A 24,047-nucleotide genomic window follows, 5' to 3' on the forward strand; every position below is an offset into this window, starting at 1 on the left:
TTTGTAACATTGCTTTAAAAACAATATTATCTTTATTAGAAAATTTTTCCTCAAAACCTTCAAATATTAATCCACTTTTTATTTCTTCAAATTCATATTCATTATACAGATTTAAAGAAATTCCTAAACAATCAAATCCCGGTCCCATATTAGCTGATGTTGCTGGTACTCTAACCCTTATCATTATTCCACCCCTAAATATTTCTTAAGCCCTTTTTTCATGTTCTTAAATTCAGAAATTGTATTATGAAGTACATCCATCTTTTCTAACTTTTTTAAATTCTCTGGAATTTCATTTTTACTTTCCTCAAACAAAGCTTTTAATACTTCAAAATCATCCATAAATTCAACATCAATTCCTAATGAATTACATATACTTCTCGGAAACTTAAACGGACTAGCTGTTGAAACAATTAGAGTTTTTCTATTATCCAAAGTCTCCTCTACATATTTTTTATGAACTACATATGCAACTCCTGTATGTGTATCCATTAAATATCCTTCTTTTACATAAACTTCTTTTATTTCCTTATAAACTTCCTCTGTAGTTGAATATCCTGCAAAAAACTCTTTTAGTCCTTTTTGCATTTCTTCACTTATCATATATACACCATTTTCGCTTAAATTATCCATAAGTCTTTTTATTTCTTTTGAGTTTCTTCCACTTACTTCGTATAAAAGTCTTTCTAAGTTAGATGAAAGTAGAATGTCCATAGATGGTGATTCTGTTAAAATAAGCTTTCTTCTTCTATCATAAACACCTGTCTTAAAGAAATCTGTTAAAACATTATTTTCATTAGATGCACAAATAAACTTATTTATAGGAAGCCCCATTTTTTTAGCATAATATGCAGCTAATATATTCCCAAAGTTTCCTGTAGGAACTGAAACATTTATTTCCTCTCCCTCTTTTATCTCATTACTTTCAACAAGCTTCATATATCCGTAAAAGTAATAGACCACTTGTGGAATAAGTCTTCCTATATTTATTGAATTTGCTGAAGATAATCTATATCCTTCTTTTAAAAGGTCTTCTCTAAAATCCTTATCCGCAAAAATTTCTTTAACTCCAGTTTGTGCATTATCAAAATTTCCTTTAATTGCAATAACATGTACATTTTTTCCTTCTTGACTAACCATTTGTTTTCTTTGAATTTCACTTACACCATCTTTAGGATAATATACAACAACTTTAAATCCTTCAACATCTTTAAATCCTTCTAAAGCTGCTTTTCCTGTATCTCCTGATGTGGCAGTTAAAATAACTATTTCATCATTTATCCCTAAATTTTTCTTTGCTCTTTTCATAATTTGAGGTAAAAATAATAAAGCTGCATCTTTAAATGCACAAGTTGGTCCATGATATAACTCTAAAAAACCATCTTTTACTCTTACATCAAACCTTCCTGTATATGCTTCTTTAACTGCTCCCTTTAGCTCTTTTAATTTTATATCAGTAAAAAATTTTCCTATTATAAAATAAGCTAAATCCTCATAACTAGCCCCTTTTTTACTTATTGCTTCTTCATAAATATTTGGAAAGCTATCTGGAACAAAAAGTCCCCCATCTAATGCAAGTCCTTTGATTATTGCATTAGAACTTTTTATTCCACGCTCTCCGCCTCTTGTACTTTTAAAATTCATATAGGCACCCCCAATCATAAATATTTATCTCCTAAGATAAATTTACCATTTATGTTTTATATACCCATATTATCATTCATATTTTTTTTATTCAAATGTCCTTAATATATATACATATATTCTTCATTTGTCTTTTTAATACTAGTTTTATAATAAACTCATTACTAAAGCACCTTTTATTGATACATTGTTTTCTCTTGCAAATTCCTTTGCATCTTCAAGCTTAACTTTTATCACTTCTATTTCTTCATTCTCTTCAATATTTGATATATCTATTTCACCTTCAACAATCATTTTTATAATTCCTGTAGTTTCATCAGACATTCCAACTGAAGTATAGCTTGGCTTAACTAGAACCTCATAACTTACACAGGTTAATCCCGTTTCTTCAAACAATTCTCTCTTTCCAGCTTCTATCATATCTTCTCCTGAATCTATTATTCCTGCTGGAAGTTCATATAAAAAGTCATCTATTGCAGGTCTATATTGTTTTAATAAAACAATTTCCCCTTCCTTTGTAATTGGAATTATCATAACTCCATCAGCTTTTACTTCATTTTTATTTAAACAAGCTAAATCTTTTTCTTCTCTTCTACTAGCTACAAAATACTCTTTTATATTTTTATTTTTATTTCTTAAAGTTAACTTATACATATTTAAGTATTTATTATTTGTTTGTTTTTCAATATTTAGTAATTTCATCCTTATCATCCTCACTTTTATCTTTATTCCATAATCAATTATATCTAAACTTTTACTTTCTATCACATAATTTTTTTAAAAAATCCCTCTTTTTTACTTATAGATATATTTTTAACAATCTTTTTCTTGTAACTCTTAAAGTTCTATTGTAAAATAACTCTGTCGGTATTCTATCTAGAAACTGAACGCAAATTACAAAATATTATTGTATTTGCCGAATTATATCCTTATACAAGGAATAAGAACGGAGGAATTTTTAAAAATGAAAAAATCTAAACAACACCTGAATAGTCGTCAACTTGTTATGGTTGGTATGCTATCTGGTATTACTATTTTTATGGGACTTACGGGACTTGGATTTATCCCTGTACCACCAGTTAAGGCAACTATTATGGGTGTTCCTGTTATAATTGGAGCTCTTGTCGAAGGTCCTTTAGTTGGTGCTTTAGTTGGACTAGTATTTGGTTTATTTTCTATTTACCAAGCACTTGCAGCACCTGTAATTACATCTTTTATGTTTTTAAATCCTATAATAGCAATTGTACCTAGAATTTTAATTGCTATTGTTGCTTACTATGTTTATAAAGGACTAAAAAACAAATTTAAAAAAGATGGTCTACCTATAGCAATTTCTGCTATTTTAGCATCACTTACAAATACAGTTGGAGTTTTAGGATTAACATATCTTCTATGTTTACACACTTACTCACAAACTTTAGGTATTCCTGTAACAGGAGTTAAGTTCGCGTTACTTGGAGTTGGTGTTTCAAATGGTATTCCAGAAGCAATAGTATGTACACTTATAACTATTCCTGTTGTTTTAACAATGAATAAAATTAAAAAGAGGAAATAATTTAGTGCTTTTGCATAATTAAATTAATAAGGGGCTGTTTTATCAGTTCCTTATTCTATATATGGAGGTAAAATTATGAGAGAAATTAAATTTATTGATATTAATGGTATTAAACTTGGTCATGCTGAAAATAAGGAAGGGTTTACTGGCTGTTCTGTTGTTCTTTGTGAAGAAGGTGCAACTGGTGGTGTTGACGTTCGTGGTGGCGCTCCTGGTACCCGTGAAACTGATCTTTTAAATCCATCAGAACTTGTGGACAAGGTTCATGGAATTATTTTAGCTGGTGGAAGTGCCTTTGGATTAGATGCTTCTAGTGGTGTTATGAAATACCTTGAAGAAAAAGATGTTGGATTTGATGTTAGCGTAGCTAAAGTTCCAATAGTATGCTCTGCTGTTCTTTTTGATTTAGCTTTTGGTAATCCTAAAATAAGACCTGATAAAGCACTTGGATACGAAGCTTGTATTAATTCCGAATCTTATAATGAAGATATTAATGGTAATATAGGTGCAGGATATGGTGCTACTGTAGGTAAACTTTTAGGGCCTGAATTTTGTATGAAAGGTGGACTTGGAACATATGCTATAGAGCTTCCAAATGGTCTTCAAGTTGGTGCAATTGTTGCAGTTAATTGTTTAGGTGATGTAGTAGATCCCACTAATAATATGAGTATTATAGCTGGAGCTTATAATAAAGAAACTAAAGAGTTTTTAAATAGTGAATCTATTCTTTTAAATTCCACAACTAATCCTAAAGATCCATTCAAAGGAAATACAACTATAGGAATTATAGTTACAAATGCTAAATTTAATAAATCACAAGCTAAAAAGGTTTCTTCTATGGCTCATAATGGATTTGCAAGAACTATGAAGCCTGCTCATACTATGTTTGATGGAGACACAATTTTTACTATGGCAACTAACAAAATAGCTGCTGATGTATCAACAGTTGGAATGTTAGCTAGTAATGTTATGGAAAAAGCAGTTTTAAATGCTGTAAAAAAAGCTTCTATATTAAATAATGTTCCTTCTTTAAATGAAATCTAAATTTTAAGAGATGCAATTTGTATCTCTTTTTTTATTTTCTAGATAATTTGTTAATTTATGGTATAATATTGGTATTTATTGTATTTAGGAGGTATTGTCTTGAAAAATTTCAAATTAGATAAATCAAAGTTACTTTTATATACTTATGTAATTTTCTTATGCTTTTTTCTTTTTAATATAAAGAGTGTTTTAAGCTTTTTTTCTGGTAGCTTACAAATATTAAGTCCTTTTATTTTAGCCTTTGGTATTGCATTTATTTTAAATATACCAATGACTTTAATTGAAAATAATCTTTCATCTTCTAGGACTCTTGATTCAAATCTTCATATTAAAAGGACTATCTCTATTATCTTAACTTTAGCCCTAATAGTTTTGATTTTTTCTGCTCTCTTGTTTTTTATAATTCCTGAACTTATAAATAGTGTAAAATCTTTAAGTTTAAATATTCCTAGTTATCTTCAAAGTTTTGAAGAATTTCTTCAAGGGGTACTTGGTGACACATCTACTTTTGATGCTATTTGGAAAGAAGTTTTAAATACTTGGAAGGAATTACTTTCTTTTGCTAGTAAATTTTTTGGATTTGCTTTTAGTCATGTTATAGATTTTACTATTAACTTTACTTCTAGCCTTATTAATTTTATTTTAGCAATAGTTTTTTCTATTTACATGCTTTCTAATAAAGAAACTTTACTTAGACACATAGATAAAATTATAACTGCTTATACTTCTTCTAAAATAAAAGAAAAAATTTATTATTTGGGGAGAATATCTAATGAGATTTTTTCAAAATTTATTGCAGGTCAATGTTTAGAAGCAGTTATTATAGGTATTCTTTGTCTTGTTGGTATGCTTATTTTAAGAATTCCCTATGCACTTCTTATTAGTACTATAGTTGGATTCACTAGTATAGTTCCTATATTTGGTGCATTTATTGGTACTATTCCTTCATTCTTTCTAATCCTTATTATTAGTCCTATGAAGGCACTTATATTTTTAATTTTTATAATAGTACTTCAACAAATTGAAGGTGATTTTATTTATCCTAAAATTGTCGGTTCATCTGTTGGCCTTTCTCCAATTTGGGTAATGCTTGCTATGCTTATCGGTGGTAGTGCCTTTGGATTTTTAGGACTTTTAATTGGAATTCCAACTTTTGCAGTTTTTTATAATCTTTTTATTGAAAGTACAAATAAAAGACTTATTAAAAAGAAACAACAATTTCCTAAAATTTAATCATTTTTATTATCTTTTTAAAATATTTAACTATATTTCCTTAGAAATTTCATATTAAAAAGGCAATACTTTCTTGCTTTTTTCTTTTTTATTCATTTTCAGCTCTTTTTGTGTATAATTAATTAATTTTTCACAATTTGTTAATTCACATTTTGTTTTAATATGTTACAATTTATAAAAAGATTATATATGAGGAGGAGTTTTATGTCACACAGCAATCATAAGAATAAACTTACTTTAATTTCACTTATTTTAATGATATTTACTTCGGTTTTTGGATTTACTAATATAGCAAGAGCCTTCTTACTTATGGGATACTCTGCTATACCATTTTATATAATTTCTGCCATTACATTCTTTATACCATATGCATTTATGCTTTCAGAGTTTGGTGCTGCATTTAGAAAAGAACGTGGTGGAATTTATTCATGGATGGATAAATCAGTAGGTCCTAAGTATGCCTTTATAGTTACATTTATGTGGTATACTTCTTACCTAATTTGGATGGTATCAACATCATCATCGATTTGGGTTCCATTATCAAACCTATTCTTTGGACAAGATACTACATCAACTTGGTCATTCCTTGGACTTGGTCCTGCTAAAACTATGGCACTTTTAGGAATCTTCCTAATTATTATAATCACTTTTGCAGCTTCTAAAGGCTTAGATAGTATTAAAAAGATAACATCAATTGGTGGGACTTTTGTTGCTTTAGCTAATATCGTTCTTTTAGTTGGGGCTTTTATAGTACTAATTGCAAATGGATTTAAAGTAGCTGAACCTATTACTACAAGTGCATTTTTCTCATCTCCTAATCCGTCTTATCAAAGTCCTATTGGACTTTTAGGATTTATGGTTTTTGCAGTATTTGCATATGGTGGTCTTGAATCGATTGGAGGATTAGTTGACCAAACTGAAAATCCTGAAAAGACTTTCCCAAGAGGGATAAAAATAGGTGCTATTATTATTGCTATTGGATATTCACTTGGAATATTATGTGTAGGATTCTTTACAAACTGGAGTGGCGTTCTAAGTAGATCTACAGTTAATATGGCCAACGCTGGTTATATTGTAATGGGGAATTTAGGATACTCAGTTGGAACTGCTCTTCATTTAAGCGTCCATACATCTGTAACTATTGGACTTTGGTTCTCAAGATTTATAGGACTTTCAATGTTCCTTGCATTAATTGGTGCATTCTTCACATTAACTTATTCACCAATTAAACAACTTATTGAAGGTACTCCAAAAGAGTTATGGCCAGCTAAACTTATAAAGCTTGATGAGAAAACTGGTATGCCTAAAAATGCAATGTGGATTCAATGCTTAATTGTTATAATTGTTATCGCTATTGCTTCATTTGGAGGAGATACTGCAACAACATTCTTAAATTACCTAATATTAATGAGTAATGTTGCTATGACAATTCCTTATGCATTTATAGCACTTGCATTTATCTGGTTTAAGAAAAATGATAAAATTGAAAAACCTTTTGTTATTTATAAATCAGTTAGAAGTTCAACTATTGCCGTTATAATTGTTGTAATTACAGTAGCCTTTGCAAACATCTTTACTATTATAAAACCGATTTTAGAAAGTAAAGATTATGTATCTACAGCCTTCCAAGTTGTAGGACCAATAGTATTTACGTTGATTGCAATACTTATTTATGGAAGATATGAAAGACGTCTTAAGCGTGGCGATTTTGATAAAAAATAAAAAAATTTAAAGCATTGACTAAAAACTTTAGTCAATGCTTTTTCTTTAATCATTACTAACAAATTTTCTTAGAAGATCTAGTATTTCTAAATATAGCCATATAAGAGTTACCATTAATCCAAATGCTCCATACCATTCCATATATTTAGGAGCTCCTTCTTTTACATTTTGTAAAAGAAAATCATAATCTTGAATTAAGCAAAGAGTTGCAATTACTATTACAACTAAGCTAAATCCAATACCTATTATTCCACTATCATATATAGGTAATCTTATTCCTACAAAACTTAAAAGTATTCCTAAAAAACTTGTTACTAAAACTGATATCAAACCTATCATTACAGCTTTTCTTGTTCTTTGTACTATATTAGGATTCTTCCCATAAATAGCTATTGTTATTATTACACATGTAAATGTTAATAATATTGCTGGTATTACTATACCTGGATATACTCTTTCAAATAATTTAGATATACTTCCTATCATCAATCCCTCAAGACCTGCATAAATAATCCCTGTAAATCTTGCTAACTTTTGATTAACTATTGTAAACATTGCAACACCAAAAGTTATAAGTGACACTATTATCATTACTGCTAGATTATATGGAATCCTAAACCAACTATATAAAAATCCTAAAACCACTACCACTAATAATATAAGTATTTTTCCTATTGTTCCTGATACAGTCATATGTTCTGCTATGGACTCTACTTCCTTAAAACCTTTTGTCATTGCTGGATTTGCTTTTCCAATTTTCATTTTTATCCCCTCTCATTTTCATTATTTTAAATTACTATCCAAATTCCCCATAGTTTATACTTATATTTAAATCTTACTTTATTTTTCTATTTTTTACCATATATTTTGTATAATAATTAAAATTTAAGACTCATTTAAACTTTACTTTAAATGAGTCTATTTTTCTTAAACTATTTATCTTTTAAAAACACATTTTAATAAGATTGGCGTGATTACTGTTGTAACTACTACTACTATTACTATTGGTGCTAAGAAGTTAGGATTCATAAGACCTACTGCAATTCCTTTGTTTGCAACAATTAATGCAACCTCTCCCCTTGATACCATTCCTGTACCTACTTGTAGAGATTCTTCTACTGTATATCCAAACACTTTTGCACCAATTCCACACCCTATTATCTTGGTTAAAATTGCTACTATAAGAAGAATTACTGTAAATAAAACTATATCTGCTGTCATACTTCCTATTTCAACTTTTATTCCAATACTTGCAAAAAATATTGGTGATAAAAGAATATATGATAACGTCTCAAACCTTGAGTTTATATATTTTGTTCTTTCTGTATTTGAAATTATAAGCCCTGCTATAAATGCACCTGTAATATCTGCAACTCCAAATAATTCTTCTGCAAAAAATGAAAGTAAAAGACAAAATACAAATGAAATTATAACAAATCTTCTCATATCCTTATTATATCTATTTATTATTTTATTAAATACAAGATAGAATATATATCCACTTATTAAAGCAAATATAAAGAATAATACTATTTTTAATAATACAAACATTACATTTACTGATGAATCTGAAAGTCCTGTTACAACAGTTAATGCTATAACACCTAAAATATCATCTATTAATGCAGCACCTAATATAGTATTTCCAGCCTTTGTACTTAGTTTTCCCATTTCTTTTAACGTCTCAACTGTAATACTAACTGATGTTGCTGTAAGTATTACTCCAATAAATATATTTTGTAAGATAGGACTTACATCACCCGTTTGAAGATCTCCTCTATTAAAAAGTGCTGCAATAAAGAATCCTGCAACTAAAGGTATTATAACTCCTAAAATAGCAACTACAACAGAAACTTTACCAGTTTTTTTAAGCTCTGTTATATCTGTTTCAAGTCCTGCTGTAAACATCAGAACTATTACTCCAAGTTCTGACATTTGTCCAATAAAATCAGTTTCATGTAATAAATTTAAGCAAGCTGGCCCAAGTACTATCCCTGCAAGTAATGCACCTACAACTTGTGGCATTTGAAACTTTTTAGTTATTAGTCCTAAGGCTTTTGTACTTAATAAAATCATAGCAATATCAAATAAAAACTCATACGATAACATCCATAAATCCCCCTCCATTTAAACCCTATGGATAATTATAGTTTTTTTACTATTTTTATTCAAATTATTTTTTTTTAATATTTAAGCTTATTTCTCTATTTATATGATAATTTATTCTTTTATTAAATATAAATGCTTTAAGTTTATTTTTTCTCTTATTTACTCTTATATATTTCTTTTTTCTAATTTGATTATTTATTTATTCACATAATTTTAATTTATTATCCATTTTTAATAAATTTTAGTTTCTGCTAATAAATCTTCTATTCCATAATCGCTAATATCAAAATTAATCCCTTCTGCTAGAAGAAGTCCTATAATTTCTTCTTTCTCTTCATCTAAAAGTTCCCCTCTTTGGATATTTTCTATAAGAATTTCTACATCGTAAATTTTCCCTTCTCCTTCTTCTGCACCAATTATATAGGATAAATCTTCTCTTGATTTCTCCTCAAACATATCATAAACGCTATATACCTCTTTATCTTTGCCCAAATTTATTCTACCTTCATGATACATATTAAGTGCAGCTTTTGCTCCTTCAAGTTCTAAAAATCCAATTGCTCTTCCATTTGGTAATACTAATAAATAATCCATTTTAACACCTCCATAAAATAAAGGATTATCTTAATATTTAAGACAATCCTTACTATTATTATTTATTTAATTTTACAAATTTATTCTTCAATTAATATCCACACTTCTTTTTTATATCCATTGCTAAACAAAAATATCTTACTGACTCTTTTATATTTCCAAGTTTATGATATAAACTGCCTAAATCAACATATCTTTCATAAAAATCTTTTTTAGTTCCAAATCTAGTTAATGCATCAAGAGCTAAATTAAAGTTCATTTCAGCTTCATTATACATTCCATCTTCTTCAAGCATTGTTCCTTTTAAATAGTATGCGTATTCAATTAAATTTATTTTGTTAGTCACTATTGCTACATTTAATGCACCATCTAAAAGTTTCTCTATATATTCTCTTTGATTAAACTGTTTTAATATTTTAAGTATCTTTAAAAACTCTTCTGCACATTCATCAGTATGTTCTATTGGCATAATTTCTATAATTTCATCTATTATTATTTGTGCCTCTTTTATGTTAAATGCTCTAAAATAACACTTCACATAGTTTATTTTCATATCAATTATTTTATATAATCTCTCTTGTGCATATTCTAATGCTTTGATTCTATTATCTTTTGAATATTGTTTCATTAATATATTTTTTATTGTTACTGTATGATAAAACTCACAAAGTAATTCATTATCACTACATCTTAATATTCTTTCTTCTATTTCATCTAGAATATCTTCCCCCTCATTGTAATTTCCAACTTTTAAATAACATTTTGCAAGTTCAATACATGATTTTGAATAAAAAATCTCTTCTGCTAATCCATTTTTATTCATACATTCCTTTATTCTATTAAAATAAATACCAGCCTCATTATATTCACCATTTAAAAATAAATATTCTCCTAAGTTAAATAAATATATTAATTGATTAAATCTATTTGTGCTCTTACTATATAAATCATAGTATTTCGGTATAATTTCAGAAATTTTATCCCAATCTCTTTTTTGCTTATATAGTTTAAATAACTTATCCAATAAATTCATTGCTTGATCAATGTGATTATATTCAATTGCATATTCTAAATTAAATTTAAATTCCTTTTCATAATTATATAAATTTCTATTTTCTTCTACTAACTTTATATTATCGTCAATTTGATCATATACATTTTTAGCTAAATACTCATAATCTACATTTAATTTTTCTGCAATATACTTTAATATTCCCTCATCTGCTTCAATCTTTCCATTCTCTATACAACTCATCTTTGATATAGAAATTTCCTTCCCACACATCTCTTTTAAAGTTATTCCATTATATACTCTTATACGTTTTATTTTCTCTCCAGTTGAAAGTATTTCCATGTCTATCCCCTATTCCCCTAATTTTTTAATATTCCAATCTCTCTAAATATGCTAACACCTTCATCTAAGTATTTTTTAGCCATATCTTCTTTTTTATAATCAATATAAAACTTACCTAATATTATTGAAATTTCTGCAAGCTTGTCCTGAATTTTATTTACATAAGCGAATTCATATGCAACTAAAAGTACTTTTTCTGCTTCTTCTATATTTTCTTCAATTTGACTTACCCTATACTCAATAATTAAACACTCTATTTTTTCTTCAACGTCTTTCTCTGTAAGTCTTCCATATATATCATTTAAACTCTCTTTACACTTTTTTATTTCTTTTATTTTTAAATAATTTTTACAAATATTTATTAAAATACTTAATGTTTCCTCACAATCTATATTATCTTTTATATCTTTTGAAATTTTAAAGTGTTTTGCTGCCTCATTAATATTCTCAAAATTATAAAATAACTCCCCAACATTGTTTTCTATATTTCCAATACTTATATATTCATTTATAGAATTATATACATCTAATGCTTTTGTTGAATATTTTATTGCATGTTTTAAATCTTTCTTTTCACCATATTCTTCAGCTATATTTAATAATGTTTTAGCATATTCTCTTTTATTATTTATTCTTTCAAGCTTTACCTTTGTTAAATCTAAATATTTTATTGCTTGTTCTATATTTTCTATTTCAAAATAACTAGTTGCTAAGTTATAGTAAATTTCTCCTATTAATAACTCATCTATAATTTCATTATCGATATATACCTTTTCTGCTTGTTTTAAATAGCTATTTGCAGAATGATATGCTTTTAACTTTAATGTTATTTTAGCTAAATCTAAAAATGTTCTTACTACTTCTTCATATTTTTGTATTTTTATAAAAATACTATTGGCATAAAGAATCTTTTGTTGTGCATCTTTAAACTCTTCTTTTGCTAAATATATTTTTCCTGATAAATATAAAATATTTCCTTTTCTATATTCTAAGTCATATTTTTCTGCATACTCTAACGCTTTATTTATATTTTCCTCTGCTTTTAAGTACTCTCCCTGATTTATGTACGCTTCTACTAATTGTTCAAAATGTAAGCTTATATTTTCTGCCTGACTTTCCTCTGATTCCATTAAATACTCTACATTCACATTTAATGTATCCGCTAAATATTCTAACAAATCCATAGATGGATTTGATCTTCTTGACTCAACTAAACTAATCTGTCCTGGAGTTATTCTGTCCTTTGCTAAATCCTTTAGTGTCATATTTAATTCTTTTCTTCTTGTTTTGATTTTTTCCCCTAAAGATAGAATTTCCATAAAATCCCCTCATTTCTTGTAATTCAAAATTTATTCACCTTTTTTTAAATTTATTTATAATTTATTCAAATTTTATTATAATTATAGCATGCTTTTCTAAATATATGTAGCTTTTTTATCTATTTTCTCTCTTTTTTTATTTTTTATTTAATTTATATTTATTTTATTTTAAAAATCCTTTTTTCTATTAATTTTTATTACATATTTTTTATAAAATGTAATATTTTTTTCTAATACTCTTTAATCACTATACTTATTTTTTATTTAATGCATATTATATTTTTTTATGCAAAATATAATATAGAATGCTTAAGGAGGTGATATTTATGTGTAAAATCATGACTGGATTAATTATGGGTGCTGTTTGTGGTACTTTAACCTGCATAGTGATTTTTCCAAATTTAGATAGAAAAACTCAAAGAACTCTTAAAAGATCTACAAGAAAATTAAAAGATTCTTTGGAAGACGCCTATGATTCTCTATCTATTTTTAACTAATATCTATTCCTTCTCACTTTAAAATAAAAAATCTCGTAGATAAAATCTACGAGATTTTTTATTATTCTTCTATCTTTCTTTTAACTATCACAACATTCTATCGAGTCAACACTCAATAATCCCATTATACTTACCCATACTTCATTATTACAGATTTTTGAAAATGACGTACTTTCTATTACAGCACTTACTTCTAAATTAGTTGTATCTTCATATCCTTGATTTAATATAACAAATGATGATATTGGCCCTGTTACCTCAACTATATGAACAGTTTGCTCGCTATCTAATTCTGTATATTCAATCATCAATGTCAAATCTCCATATATTATAAGTTTACTTCCTGTTAAGACTTGACCTTCTTTTGAAGTTCCAACCATAGTTTCTACTATATGCGTCTTTCTAATTATTATATCAGCAGTGACAGTATTAATCTCTTCTATTTCTCCAACACATCTTGGTAAAACTACATCTCTATCTATAGAAATTTGTCTAAATACACTTATTCCCATTTCTATAACTAAACGTATCTCATTACTTGTCATACTTCCAACACGTCCATCTAAAGTTCTATAGTTATAATTTGCTTTAGCTACATTAATAATTTGACCTTTACATGCATCTTTAATTACTTTTACAGTATATTTCAATACTTTTGACTCTTTAATTGCAATATTACCAATATTTATTCCTTGAGATAAATTTACACTATTTACTATTTGATTATCTATACTAAAGCTACCATCAACTAATTCTACTGCAGGTGATAATTTATCTACAAATTCAACATTTAATGCATCCATATCTCCAGTATTCTTTATTATTACCGTATATTCAATCAACTCTCCTAATAAAACAAAACTTTTATTTGCTTTTTTATCAATTTCTAATTGAACATTACTAACATTTATGCTTACTTTATTGCTTTTTGACGATCCATATTCTATAATATCTCCAAATAAATAACTAAATCTTGCATTAGATTCATTATAAATTGGATTTTCTTTATTCGATATTACTTCTACATCAAAAGTTATTGTCTTTATTTCTCCAACTGCCATAGACGATATTTCTATACCATTCACAATATTAGCATTTTCATCTAAAACACCATCTATTTTTACTGTTCCTTGTATGAACTTTAAGCTCGAACTTAAAATATCATATATCTCTATTGGTGAACCTACTGTCCCTAAAACTGTATCTCCTGTATTTTCTATTACAATTTTATAAGTTACTCGCTCTCCTACTACCACATACAAATTATTTACACTTTTAATTAGTGTAAGTTCTGGATTTACTACAATTATACCTATAATATCTTCTGCAGTTGCTTCTACTTCTACTTCCACCTCAATTTCTGTTATTGCAATTTCATCTAAAGTTGTTACTGCAATTTCATTTAGTCCTAATACTTGAGAGTTAGTTCCTAATATTGCTATTGCTTTTACTTTTGCTATATTTTTATACAAACCAATTCCCCCACTTATTACTTTAACTATTAGCTTAATTACTCTTATTTCTCCTATAGCTAAATCCCCTATATCAATTCCTAAACTCAAGTTTCCAGCTACAGTAATCCCATCAACAACAATACTTTGAACTGAAAGTCCTGCTGGTATTTCATCCGTTAAAACTACATTCTTCAATACTGTATCACCAGAGTTTTTCACAGTAATTGTATACTCAAAAACATCTCCAATCTTTAAATATTTTTTATTAGAAACCTTCGTCATTGTTATCTTTGGATTATAAATTTTAATATCAAATACATTACTCTTTGCTGTATTGTTAAATGTTACTCCATTTACAGTATTTTTATATTGAGCTACTGCAATATTACTTATAATTTTATCACTTGGAATTGCTAAAACTTTAACATCAAATTCTATATTTCTACTTTCTCCTATATTTAAACTACCTAAATTCACTCCTGTAGTTGTTATATCTTCACTTGAGGATACTCCGTCTATTGTTAAATTATTTTCATAACTTAAATTTGAATCTAACGCATCCTTTATTATTACATCATTTACTGTTAATTCTCCTGTATTACTAACTACTACACTATATCTTACGATATTTCCTACAACACTTTCAGATACATTTGCTGATTTTTGAATTGTTACTTTTGCTTTCAGTACTTTTATCTTAATCGTATTAGTTTTAACAACTTTTTTAATCTCTCCAGTATTTGGATTAACATTATATTCATATAATATTTCTCCAACATTTAATATAGGATCTATAACACTACTATTTATTTTCACTTTAAACTTAACAATAAATGTTTCTCCTTTAGCTACTGTTCCAACATTTATGCCTACTGCAGGATCTTCTAATGGTTTTGCTATTCCATTTATAAGAACACTACCTATAACAAAACTTGTTCCTGCTTGAATCACATCTTTTACTATAACATTGTTTATATCAATGTTTCCTGTATTAGTTCCAGATATAGTATAAGTTATTATATCTCCTACTAACGTTGTAGTTTTATCTGATGCCTTAATTGAATTCTCTTTAAGAATTTCCCCATGTCTAACTTCACTAATAGTTTCATTTGAGTTACCTGTTGCAAAATTACCATTTGGTTTAGATGGATTAGACGTATAAACATAGGAAATTTTAGCTGTATTTTTAATCAAGTTATCACTTGGAATAGATGTTACAAGACCTTTAAAATTAATATTTACAGTTTGTCCCGGAGCTATTCCATTAGTAATGTTTATACCTGAATTTAAATCTCCTGATATAGGAACATTTGCTAACAAGCTACCTATAACATAAGTTAACTCTGCTGGTAGTATATCAACTATAACCACATTATTAGCTAAAACATTACCTGTATTAGTTACATTTATAGTAAATGTAACTTCCTCCCCTAGATCTACAAATTCTTTATCTACAACTTTGACAAAATTTCCTACTGATAGTAGGTCCGCTGTATTTATTTTAGTTGTAACAGTATTTGTTTTTCCTTCAATGCTCTCTCCATTTGGTTCGTTTGGATTTTTTGTGAAATTATATTTTATATTTGCTGTATTCGGTATTGGATTTATACTTGGTACTTTTGTTGCTTTTATTTTATAGCTTATTGTTACTGTTTGATTAGGCATTATTCCGCCTGTAACAATTATTCCTGTATTTGGACTACCAGCTACCGGAACACTACCTATTAAACTTCCACTAACATATACTGTATCTACAGGAATTGGATCTGTTATTACTACTGATGTTGCTAATTTATTTCCAGTATTTTTAATTTTAATAGTATACATTATCTCTTCATTTATTGCTGCATATTGCTTATTAACAGATTTCACAAAATTACCATTTGATACCAAATTAGCATAGCTTACTGTTAATAATATATGATTTGTTTGACCTTCACCTAATTCACTATTTGGATTTCCTGGATCTTTTGTAAAGGTATAATCATAATCTGCATAATTTTCTATAAGATTTAAGCTAGCCGTACTCTTAACTCTTGCCTTAAATGTTACAACAACTATACTTCCATCACTTATAGATGCTATATTCATTCCTACTGTTGGATCATCAGTTGGTGATGGTACACCATCTATTATTACAGAACCTGTAATAAATTCTAAATCACCACTTAATATATCTTGTAAATTAAAATTCTCTACTGAAGTATTTCCTGTATTTTTAATTTCAAATTTAAAAATCACTTCATCTCCAATAGTTACATATTCTACATCTGAAGATTTAGATACTTCTATAATAGGTGTATTTATATTAACTTCTGCAGTTGCAATTTTAGTTACATTAACACCTAAACTTCCATAGCTATAATTTACACTTACTTCATTGACCGCTGGATTTATAATCGGATTTGCTATAACTTGAACATTATAAGTTATGACTGCTGTATTTCCTGCATTAATTGTTCCTATATTAAATCCTACACTCGGATCTGCTGATGGATAAGATATTCCATCAACTATAACTGTTCCAGTTACAAAACTCACACTAGCTGGTAATATATCTTTTACAAATACATTATTTGCACTTACATTTCCAGTATTGTTCATTTTAACTGTATAAAGAATAATATCCCCTATACTATAATATTTTTCATCTGATTTTTTAGTAACAATTAAGTCAGCATTTTCAACTTTTGTGATTGCATCTGTAGTTACTGAACTTCCTGTTTCACCATTTATTTGAACTGGATTTACCGTATATTTGTAATTTACATTTGCATTATTAACAATCGGATTCGGTACTGGTATTGATATTACTTTAGCTTTATAAGTTATTAACTTACTTGCACCAGCATTTATATTACCTATCACTATATTACTTGGGTTTGCTGCACCTTGTGTTATACCATCTACAACGACCGATCCTGCTACAAATGAAAGTCCTGACTGTAATACATCATTGATAACTACGTTAGTTGCTAAGACATTACCTATATTTGTTAAATTAATAGTATAGGTTATTATATCACTTAAATCAGCAATAGCTTTATCCGGAACTTTTGTACCTGTAATATTAGCAAAATTAACCTGTGTTGTTACAGTATTGCTTTCTCCACTTCCACTTCCAGTATTTGGGTTACTAGAGTCAGCAGTATATTTATAATTAATTGTTGCTTTATTTGGTATCGGATTTATAGATGGTATAGTATCTATTTTTACTTTAAATATAACAGTAGATGTTTGTCCTGCTCCTATATTTGGAATTACTATTCCCGCTCCTATATTTCCTGCATTTGGTATTCCATTTACAAGTAGACTTCCTGTAATATAACTAGTTCCTACTGGTATTACATCTTTTAAATTAACACTTGTTGCTACTGTATTTCCTGTATTTTTTATTGTAAGTGTATAGGTTACTACTTCTCCTACCTTTGCAAAATTCTTATCTGCCTTTTTAACAAAATTTTCTCCATTTATTCCAATAAGATCTGCAAAATTTACTGTTGTTATTGCATCACTTGATATAGCTGTTCCAGTTACCTCTGGTAAATTTGGATCCACATTATAACTATAATTTATAGTTGCATTATTTACCATTGGATTTGGATTTGCAACTCCATTCACTTTTACATCAAATGTTATTGTTGATGTCTGCCCTGAATTAATTGTACCAACTACAATTCCACTAGATGGTGTTCCTGAAGTACTTACACCATTAACCTTGGCACTTCCTACAATAAAGCTTGTATTACTAGGAATTATATCTGTAACTACTACATTATTAATAGCTACATTTCCTGTATTTGGTATTTTTATAGTGTAAGTCATTATTTGTCCTAAAGTTGCATAACTTGGTGCTGTCTTACTTACATTTTTTACTTCTGCATAATTGACCTTAGTAGTTACTTTATTAGATACACTACTATTTTGGAATGTTGAATTTCCTACAGTATAACTATAATTTATAGTTGCACTATTTTCCATTGGATTTGGTACTGGTAGCACATCTATCTTAACGCTAAATGTTACTATTGCAGAACTTCCTGTAGGTATACTTCCAATATTATATCCTAAAGTTGGATTTGCTCCCACTTGAATTACTCCATTTACGGCTAATGAATCTATTACAAATGATGTTCCATTTGGAATAGAGTCTGTTACAATAACATTATTAGCATTTGTATTCCCTGTATTTGATATAGTCAAAGTATAATTTACAACATCTCCAATAGTTGCATATGCTCTATCAACTTCTTTTACAATTTTAATATCTGCAATTCCTACATTAATATCTTTAATATTACTCTCTGCACTTCCACTTCCTGTATTTGGATTTGCTGGATTTATCGTATATTTATAACTTGTTGTTGCTTTATTACTTACTATTAATCCACTACTTGGTTTATTAATAACTTTAACTAAAAATGATACTGCTATACTTGCCCCTGCTGCTAATGTTGCAATTGTAAATCCTGTATTTGGATTTGCTGCTGGATTTGGTGCTCCACCTACACTAACTGATCCTGTTATAAATGAAACTTCTCCAGGAAGAATATCTTTAAATAAAATATTATTTGCTGCTACATTTCCTGTATTAGTTAATGTTACAATATAATTTACTATTGTTCCTATTGTTGCATCTGTTGGTATTGCATTTTTAACCATTGTTATCTTTGCTAGCTTAACTTGTGTTGTTGCATCTGTTGTTATAAAACTATCACTTGCTCCATTTGGATTTGATGGATCTATTGTGAATGTATAACTCACATTTGCATTGTTAACTATTGGATTTGGCACTGGGATTTCAGTTACAATCACCTCATAAGTTACTGTTTGAATAGCGTTTGGAATTAAGTCATCTGCTATTATAAGACTTGGCGTTGCTCCTGGTACTGGTAATCCATTTACTGTAACTGATCCTGCTACAAATGCTGTTCCTGGTGGTAAATTATCAACTACTGTAATATTAGTTGCAACTTGATTTCCAGTATTAGAAATATCTATTGTATAAGTTATTATTTCACCAACCGTTGCATTTTGCTTATCTGCACTCTTTGTGCCTGATAATTTTGCTGAATTTACTTGTGTTGTTACAGAATTACTATCCCCGTTTCCTGATGCCCCATTTGGTACTGCTGGATCAATAGTATATTTGTATGCTACTGTTCCTTTGTTTACTATTGGATTTGGTACTGGTATTGAATCTATTGTTGCACTAAAATTGATTTCCAAATCCTGTCCCGGTGCAATTTTAGGAACTGATATTCCAACTGCTGGATTTCCACCTGATGGTGTACCTGCTACCAATAAACTACCTGGAATAAAAGTTGCTCCTGCTGGAATTACATCTGTTACTACAATGTTATTTGCAAAAACATTCCCTGTATTTTTAAGAATCAAAGTATAAGTGATTATATCCCCTACCTTTGCATATGCCTTATCTACTGTTTTTACAAAATTCTCTCCATTTGCTCCTATTAAATCAGCATAATTTACTGTAGTTTCCGCTTCATTCGATGTTACTATTTTACTTACAGAATTTGGTGCTGCTGGATCTACTGTATATTTATAACTTACATCAGCTGTATTCACCATTGGATTTACCGGTGGGTAACTATTGACTTTAATATCAAATGTTACAGTAGTAGTAGTTCCTGCTGCTATTGTTCCTACTGGTATTCCTATATCAGGCGTTCCTGTTCCTGGATTTCCATTTATTTTTATACTTCCTATTACAAAGCTTGTATTCGATGGTATTATATCTGTTACCATAACACTATTCACCGGCACATTTCCTGTATTTGGAATCTTAAGAGTATAAGTTATCACTTGATTTATTGTTGCAAATTGTATTGCTGTTTTTGTTACTTCTGGTATTTCTCCATGATTTACTTTAGTAGAAACTTCATTTGATATACTCGATTTTGTAAAGTCGACACTTCCTACTGTATATCCATAGCTAGTTGTTGCACTATTTATAATTGGATTTGGATTTGGAATTGTATCAATTTTCACTTTAAATTCAACATCAATAGAGCTTCCTGCTGCTATATTTCCTATATTATATCCTGCTGCTGGATTCGCTCCAATTTGTGCTACTCCATTTACTAGTAATGAATCCATTATAAATGATGTTCCATTTGGAATTAAATCTGTAAATATTACATTAGTTGCTTCTACATTTCCAACATTTAAAAGAGTAACTGTATAAGTTAAGGTATCTCCAATATCAGCAAATGTTTTATCAACTTTCTTAGTCATATTAATATCAGCAATTCCCACATTTACTGGCTCAATATTACTTTCACTTGTTCCTGTTTTTCCATTTGGATTTAATGGATCTACTGTATATTTAAAATCAACTGTTGCTTTATTATTTACTACAATTCCCGCTATTGGAATATCTACTGCTGTAGCTGTAAATGTGATAGTAACACTTGACCCTGCTGCTAAAGTTGTTATATTGAAGCCTACAGTTGGATCTGCTGTAAGATTTGGAACTCCTCCAACAACTACTGACCCTACTATAAATGATAACTCTGCTTGCAATATATCTTTAAATAAAATATTATTTGCTGCTACATTTCCTATATTAGTTAAATTTATACTATAAGTTACCACATCTCCTATTGTAAGATCTTTTGGCATTGCTAATTTAGTCATTGTAATTTTTGCTGTCCCTACTGTAGTTGTTGCATCAGTAGTTTTTGTTGTTACAGATTCGCCATTTGGAATAGATGGATTTACTGTATAGGTGTATTTTACGTCTGCATTATTAACAATTGGGTTTGGAAGCGGTATTGTTGTAACAGTTGTCTTATAAGTGATTATTTTTGTTGCTCCTGCTGCTATTGATCCAACTGTTACATTACTTGGTGTATACGTTGGTTGTGGTACTCCACCCACAACTACTGAACCTATAACAAAAGAAGTTCCTGCTGGAAGTATATCATTAATTACCACATTATTAGCTGATACATTTCCATTATTAGTAAGAGATACAGTATAAGTTAACACATCTCCTACATCTGCATTTATTTTATCTACAGCTTTAGTTGCTGCTATATTTGCAAAATTAACTTGTGTTGTTGCTGCATTTGTAGTACCGCTTCCTAAACCACCATTTGGAATAGATGGATCTATTGTATATTTATAATTTACATTCGCAGTATTACTAATAGGATTTGGAATCGGAATACTTGTAACATTTGCATTGAATGTTACTGTTGCTGTTGCACTTGGCGCTATAGAAGGAACTGTAATTCCTGTGTTTGGTGTTCCACTTCCTGGACCTCCATTTACAGTTACTGAACCTGCTACAAAGCTTGTTCCTGCTGGTAATACATCTGTAACTACCACATTATTTGCTGCTGTATTTCCTGTATTACTCATTGTTATTGTATAGGTTAATACATCTCCTACCTTAGCAAATGCTTTATCTACTGTTTTAACAAAATTTGCTCCATTTGTTCCAATAAGATCTGCAAAATTTACTGTTGTTGGTGCTTGATTGGAAGTTTCTTGACCTGTTGCATTATCTGGAAATGCTGGATCTACTGTATAAGTGAACGTTACATCTGCAGTATTTTGCATTGGATTTGGATTTGGAATTGAATTTACTACTGCATCAAATGTTACAGTACTTGAACTTCCTGCATTTATTGCACCTACATTTATTCCTAATGCTGGAGTCCCACTAGCTGCAATCCCATTTACTTTTGCCGATCCTGCTACATAGGTAACCGCACTTGGTAATATATCTTTTAAAACTACATTATTCATCAAAACATTCCCTATATTAGGAATAACTATAGAATAATTTACAGTTTGCCCTACCGCTGCATATGCTGTTGCAGTTTTATTTAGATTTCCTATTTCTGCATGATTTACTTTAGTTGTAACTGTATTTGATGTTGCTCCCCCTGTAAAGTTTGAACTTCCAACTGCATATTCAAAACTAGTTGCAGCTTTATTGGGAACAGGATTTGGTGTTGGAATAGAATTTACAGTCACTTTAAAAATAATTTGCACAGTTGTTCCTGCTTGAACAGTTCCTATATTTGTTCCTGCATTTGGTGTAACACCAATTTGAGGAACTCCATTTATAGAAAATGAATCTGGTACTAATGTTGTACCATTTGGAATAACATCTGTTAATATAATATTCTTTGCATCTACATTACCATCATTTTTAACATCAATTGTATACGTTAATACATCTCCTACATCAGCATAAGCTTTATCTACTGATTTTGTTAGAAGCGTTCTTGCAATCCCTGTATTAAGTGGTGCAATATTACTTTCTGATGTTCCACCACCTGCATTTGGCTGTGCTGGATCAATTGTATATTTAAAGGTTGAACTTGCACTATTATTTATTACTGAACCTACTGTTGGTAATGAATTCACTGTTACTGTGAATGTTACTGTTGCAGTTGCTCCAGCTGCAATAGTTGCTATATTTATTCCTGTATTTGGATTTACACTTCCGTCTGGTGCTCCATTTATTATTACCGACCCTACATTAAATGAAACTTCTGATGGTAAAGTATCTGTTAAAACTACTGTATTTGCTGCTGTATTTCCTGTGTTTTGAAGAGTTACTGTATAAGTAACTGTATCTCCAATAGTTGCATTTTGTGGATTTACACTTTTATTCATAACAAGAGTTGCATCATTTATATTTAAAACTAATGCATTTGATGTTGCTGTTCCTGTTTTTTTACTTCCTAAGACTGTATACTCAAAAGCTCCTGTTCCAGTATTTGTAGTTGTTCCACCAGTTGGTATATTATTTACTTGTACATCAAATGTAATAGTTTTTGATGCTCCTGGATTTATGGTTCCTATATTTATTCCTGTATTTGGATTTGCAGTTACATTTGGTATTCCATCTACTTTTACTGTTCCTCCTACAAATGCTAATGCTATAGGATCTGTATCTGTTATAATTACATTATCAGCAGCTACATTTCCATTATTTTTTACAACTAATGAATAGGTTACTGTAGCCCCCATATCTGCATATGCTTTTGATTGAGTTTTTACTATACTTAGGGTTGCATAAGTTGCCGTAGTCGTTACATTATTACTTGTTATTGTTGGCCAAGAACTTGTTACACTATTTATTGTATAATCAAAATCTGCCGTTGCATTATTTGTTGCTACTGTTCCTATTGGAACATTATTCATAGTAACTGTAAATGTTACTATTTTTGATGTGTTTGGTGCTACTGTTCCTATATTTACACCTGCTGCTGGGTCTGCCGAAATATCTGGTACTCCATCAACTTTTACAGATGCTGCTACAAATGTAGTTTCTGTTGGAACTATATCCGTTAAAACCACATTATTCATAGGTGTTCCACCATTATTCTTAAACGTCAAAGTATAAGTTATTATATCTCCTACAGCTGCTTGCGTTTTATCTACAGCTTTTGTTATTTCCGGTTTAATTTCACCAATAAATACATCAACAGTATTTGTATCTTGTGTTTCTGTAATTGTATGATTTCCTTGAAGAGA

Annotated in this window: 13 protein-coding genes and 1 pseudogene; 5 read left to right on the top strand and 9 right to left on the bottom strand. The window is 29.0% G+C overall.

What is annotated here, in order from left to right; translation table 11 throughout:
- The 3 genes and pseudogenes from ACRDDY_RS10840 to ACRDDY_RS10850 form a co-directional block, all read right to left on the bottom strand.
- A pseudogene (locus ACRDDY_RS10840) lies at positions 1–184 on the bottom strand (homoserine kinase); the annotation flags it as partial.
- Positions 184–1,644, bottom strand: coding sequence for a threonine synthase (gene thrC, locus ACRDDY_RS10845; RefSeq protein WP_438564967.1), 1,461 nt, complete (start codon positions 1,642–1,644; stop codon positions 184–186). The gene thrC and the pseudogene ACRDDY_RS10840, both read right to left, overlap by 1 nt.
- 147 nt (positions 1,645–1,791) lie before the next feature.
- Entirely contained in the window at positions 1,792–2,346 is a 555-nt protein-coding gene (locus ACRDDY_RS10850; RefSeq protein ID WP_438564968.1) for an NUDIX hydrolase, read from the bottom strand.
- Positions 2,347–2,608: 262 nt separating this feature from the next.
- On the opposite strand from ACRDDY_RS10850, the gene ACRDDY_RS10855 reads away from it, so the two are divergent.
- The 4 genes from ACRDDY_RS10855 to yjeM all read left to right on the top strand — a co-directional run bounded on the left by ACRDDY_RS10855 (position 2,609) and on the right by yjeM (position 7,198).
- Positions 2,609–3,199, top strand: coding sequence for an ECF transporter S component (locus tag ACRDDY_RS10855; protein WP_438564969.1), 591 nt, complete (start codon positions 2,609–2,611; stop codon positions 3,197–3,199).
- A gap of 75 nt (positions 3,200–3,274) precedes the next feature.
- The gene (locus tag ACRDDY_RS10860; RefSeq protein WP_438564970.1) at positions 3,275–4,243 is read left to right on the top strand and encodes a P1 family peptidase; all 969 of its coding nucleotides are present in this window, start codon (positions 3,275–3,277) and stop codon (positions 4,241–4,243) included.
- 99 nt (positions 4,244–4,342) lie between these two features.
- Positions 4,343–5,476: an AI-2E family transporter gene (locus ACRDDY_RS10865; RefSeq protein WP_438564971.1), complete on the top strand. Its 1,134-nt coding sequence runs from the start codon at positions 4,343–4,345 to the stop codon at positions 5,474–5,476.
- Positions 5,477–5,680: 204 nt separating this feature from the next.
- Positions 5,681–7,198, top strand: coding sequence for a glutamate/gamma-aminobutyrate family transporter YjeM (gene yjeM, locus ACRDDY_RS10870; RefSeq protein ID WP_438564972.1), 1,518 nt, complete (start codon positions 5,681–5,683; stop codon positions 7,196–7,198).
- Positions 7,199–7,243: 45 nt separating this feature from the next.
- Here yjeM and ACRDDY_RS10875 read toward each other — a convergent pair whose 3' ends face one another.
- The 5 genes from ACRDDY_RS10875 to ACRDDY_RS10895 form a co-directional block, all read right to left on the bottom strand.
- Positions 7,244–7,960, bottom strand: coding sequence for a Bax inhibitor-1/YccA family protein (locus tag ACRDDY_RS10875; RefSeq protein ID WP_438564973.1), 717 nt, complete (start codon positions 7,958–7,960; stop codon positions 7,244–7,246).
- A gap of 174 nt (positions 7,961–8,134) precedes the next feature.
- A complete protein-coding gene (locus tag ACRDDY_RS10880; RefSeq protein ID WP_438564974.1) occupies positions 8,135–9,307 on the bottom strand; it encodes a cation:proton antiporter in 1,173 nt (390 codons plus the stop codon).
- Positions 9,308–9,538: 231 nt separating this feature from the next.
- The gene (locus ACRDDY_RS10885; RefSeq protein ID WP_438564975.1) at positions 9,539–9,901 is read right to left on the bottom strand and encodes a hypothetical protein; all 363 of its coding nucleotides are present in this window, start codon (positions 9,899–9,901) and stop codon (positions 9,539–9,541) included.
- Between the two features lie 91 nt (positions 9,902–9,992).
- Positions 9,993–11,255: a transcriptional regulator gene (locus tag ACRDDY_RS10890; RefSeq protein ID WP_438564976.1), complete on the bottom strand. Its 1,263-nt coding sequence runs from the start codon at positions 11,253–11,255 to the stop codon at positions 9,993–9,995.
- A gap of 17 nt (positions 11,256–11,272) precedes the next feature.
- Complete coding sequence (locus ACRDDY_RS10895) at positions 11,273–12,574, bottom strand: helix-turn-helix domain-containing protein (RefSeq protein ID WP_438564977.1); 1,302 nt, start codon at positions 12,572–12,574, stop codon at positions 11,273–11,275.
- Positions 12,575–12,900: 326 nt separating this feature from the next.
- On the opposite strand from ACRDDY_RS10895, the gene ACRDDY_RS10900 reads away from it, so the two are divergent.
- A complete protein-coding gene (locus ACRDDY_RS10900) occupies positions 12,901–13,071 on the top strand; it encodes a YtxH domain-containing protein (RefSeq protein WP_438564978.1) in 171 nt (56 codons plus the stop codon).
- An 80-nt stretch (positions 13,072–13,151) separates the two neighbouring features.
- Here ACRDDY_RS10900 and ACRDDY_RS10905 read toward each other — a convergent pair whose 3' ends face one another.
- Positions 13,152–24,026, bottom strand: coding sequence for an isopeptide-forming domain-containing fimbrial protein (locus tag ACRDDY_RS10905; RefSeq protein ID WP_438564979.1), 10,875 nt, complete (start codon positions 24,024–24,026; stop codon positions 13,152–13,154).
- Between the last annotated feature and the right edge of the window lie 21 nt (positions 24,027–24,047).

The organism is Clostridium sp. (assembly GCF_051656525.1).
In the GTDB taxonomy this organism is placed as follows: Bacteria; Bacillota; Clostridia; order Clostridiales; family Clostridiaceae; genus Clostridium.

What these genes read in the sequence shown, in the direction of transcription:
- thrC (WP_438564967.1), bottom strand. Translation starts at nt 1,644, where the DNA reads ATGAATTTTAAAAGTACAAGAGGCGGAGAGCGTGGAATAAAAAGTTCT.
- ACRDDY_RS10850 (WP_438564968.1), bottom strand. Translation starts at nt 2,346, where the DNA reads ATGAAATTACTAAATATTGAAAAACAAACAAATAATAAATACTTAAAT.
- ACRDDY_RS10855 (WP_438564969.1), top strand. Translation starts at nt 2,609, where the DNA reads ATGAAAAAATCTAAACAACACCTGAATAGTCGTCAACTTGTTATGGTT.
- ACRDDY_RS10860 (WP_438564970.1), top strand. Translation starts at nt 3,275, where the DNA reads ATGAGAGAAATTAAATTTATTGATATTAATGGTATTAAACTTGGTCAT.
- yjeM (WP_438564972.1), top strand. Translation starts at nt 5,681, where the DNA reads ATGTCACACAGCAATCATAAGAATAAACTTACTTTAATTTCACTTATT.
- ACRDDY_RS10875 (WP_438564973.1), bottom strand. Translation starts at nt 7,960, where the DNA reads ATGAAAATTGGAAAAGCAAATCCAGCAATGACAAAAGGTTTTAAGGAA.
- ACRDDY_RS10880 (WP_438564974.1), bottom strand. Translation starts at nt 9,307, where the DNA reads ATGTTATCGTATGAGTTTTTATTTGATATTGCTATGATTTTATTAAGT.
- ACRDDY_RS10885 (WP_438564975.1), bottom strand. Translation starts at nt 9,901, where the DNA reads ATGGATTATTTATTAGTATTACCAAATGGAAGAGCAATTGGATTTTTA.
- ACRDDY_RS10890 (WP_438564976.1), bottom strand. Translation starts at nt 11,255, where the DNA reads ATGGAAATACTTTCAACTGGAGAGAAAATAAAACGTATAAGAGTATAT.
- ACRDDY_RS10895 (WP_438564977.1), bottom strand. Translation starts at nt 12,574, where the DNA reads ATGGAAATTCTATCTTTAGGGGAAAAAATCAAAACAAGAAGAAAAGAA.
- ACRDDY_RS10900 (WP_438564978.1), top strand. Translation starts at nt 12,901, where the DNA reads ATGTGTAAAATCATGACTGGATTAATTATGGGTGCTGTTTGTGGTACT.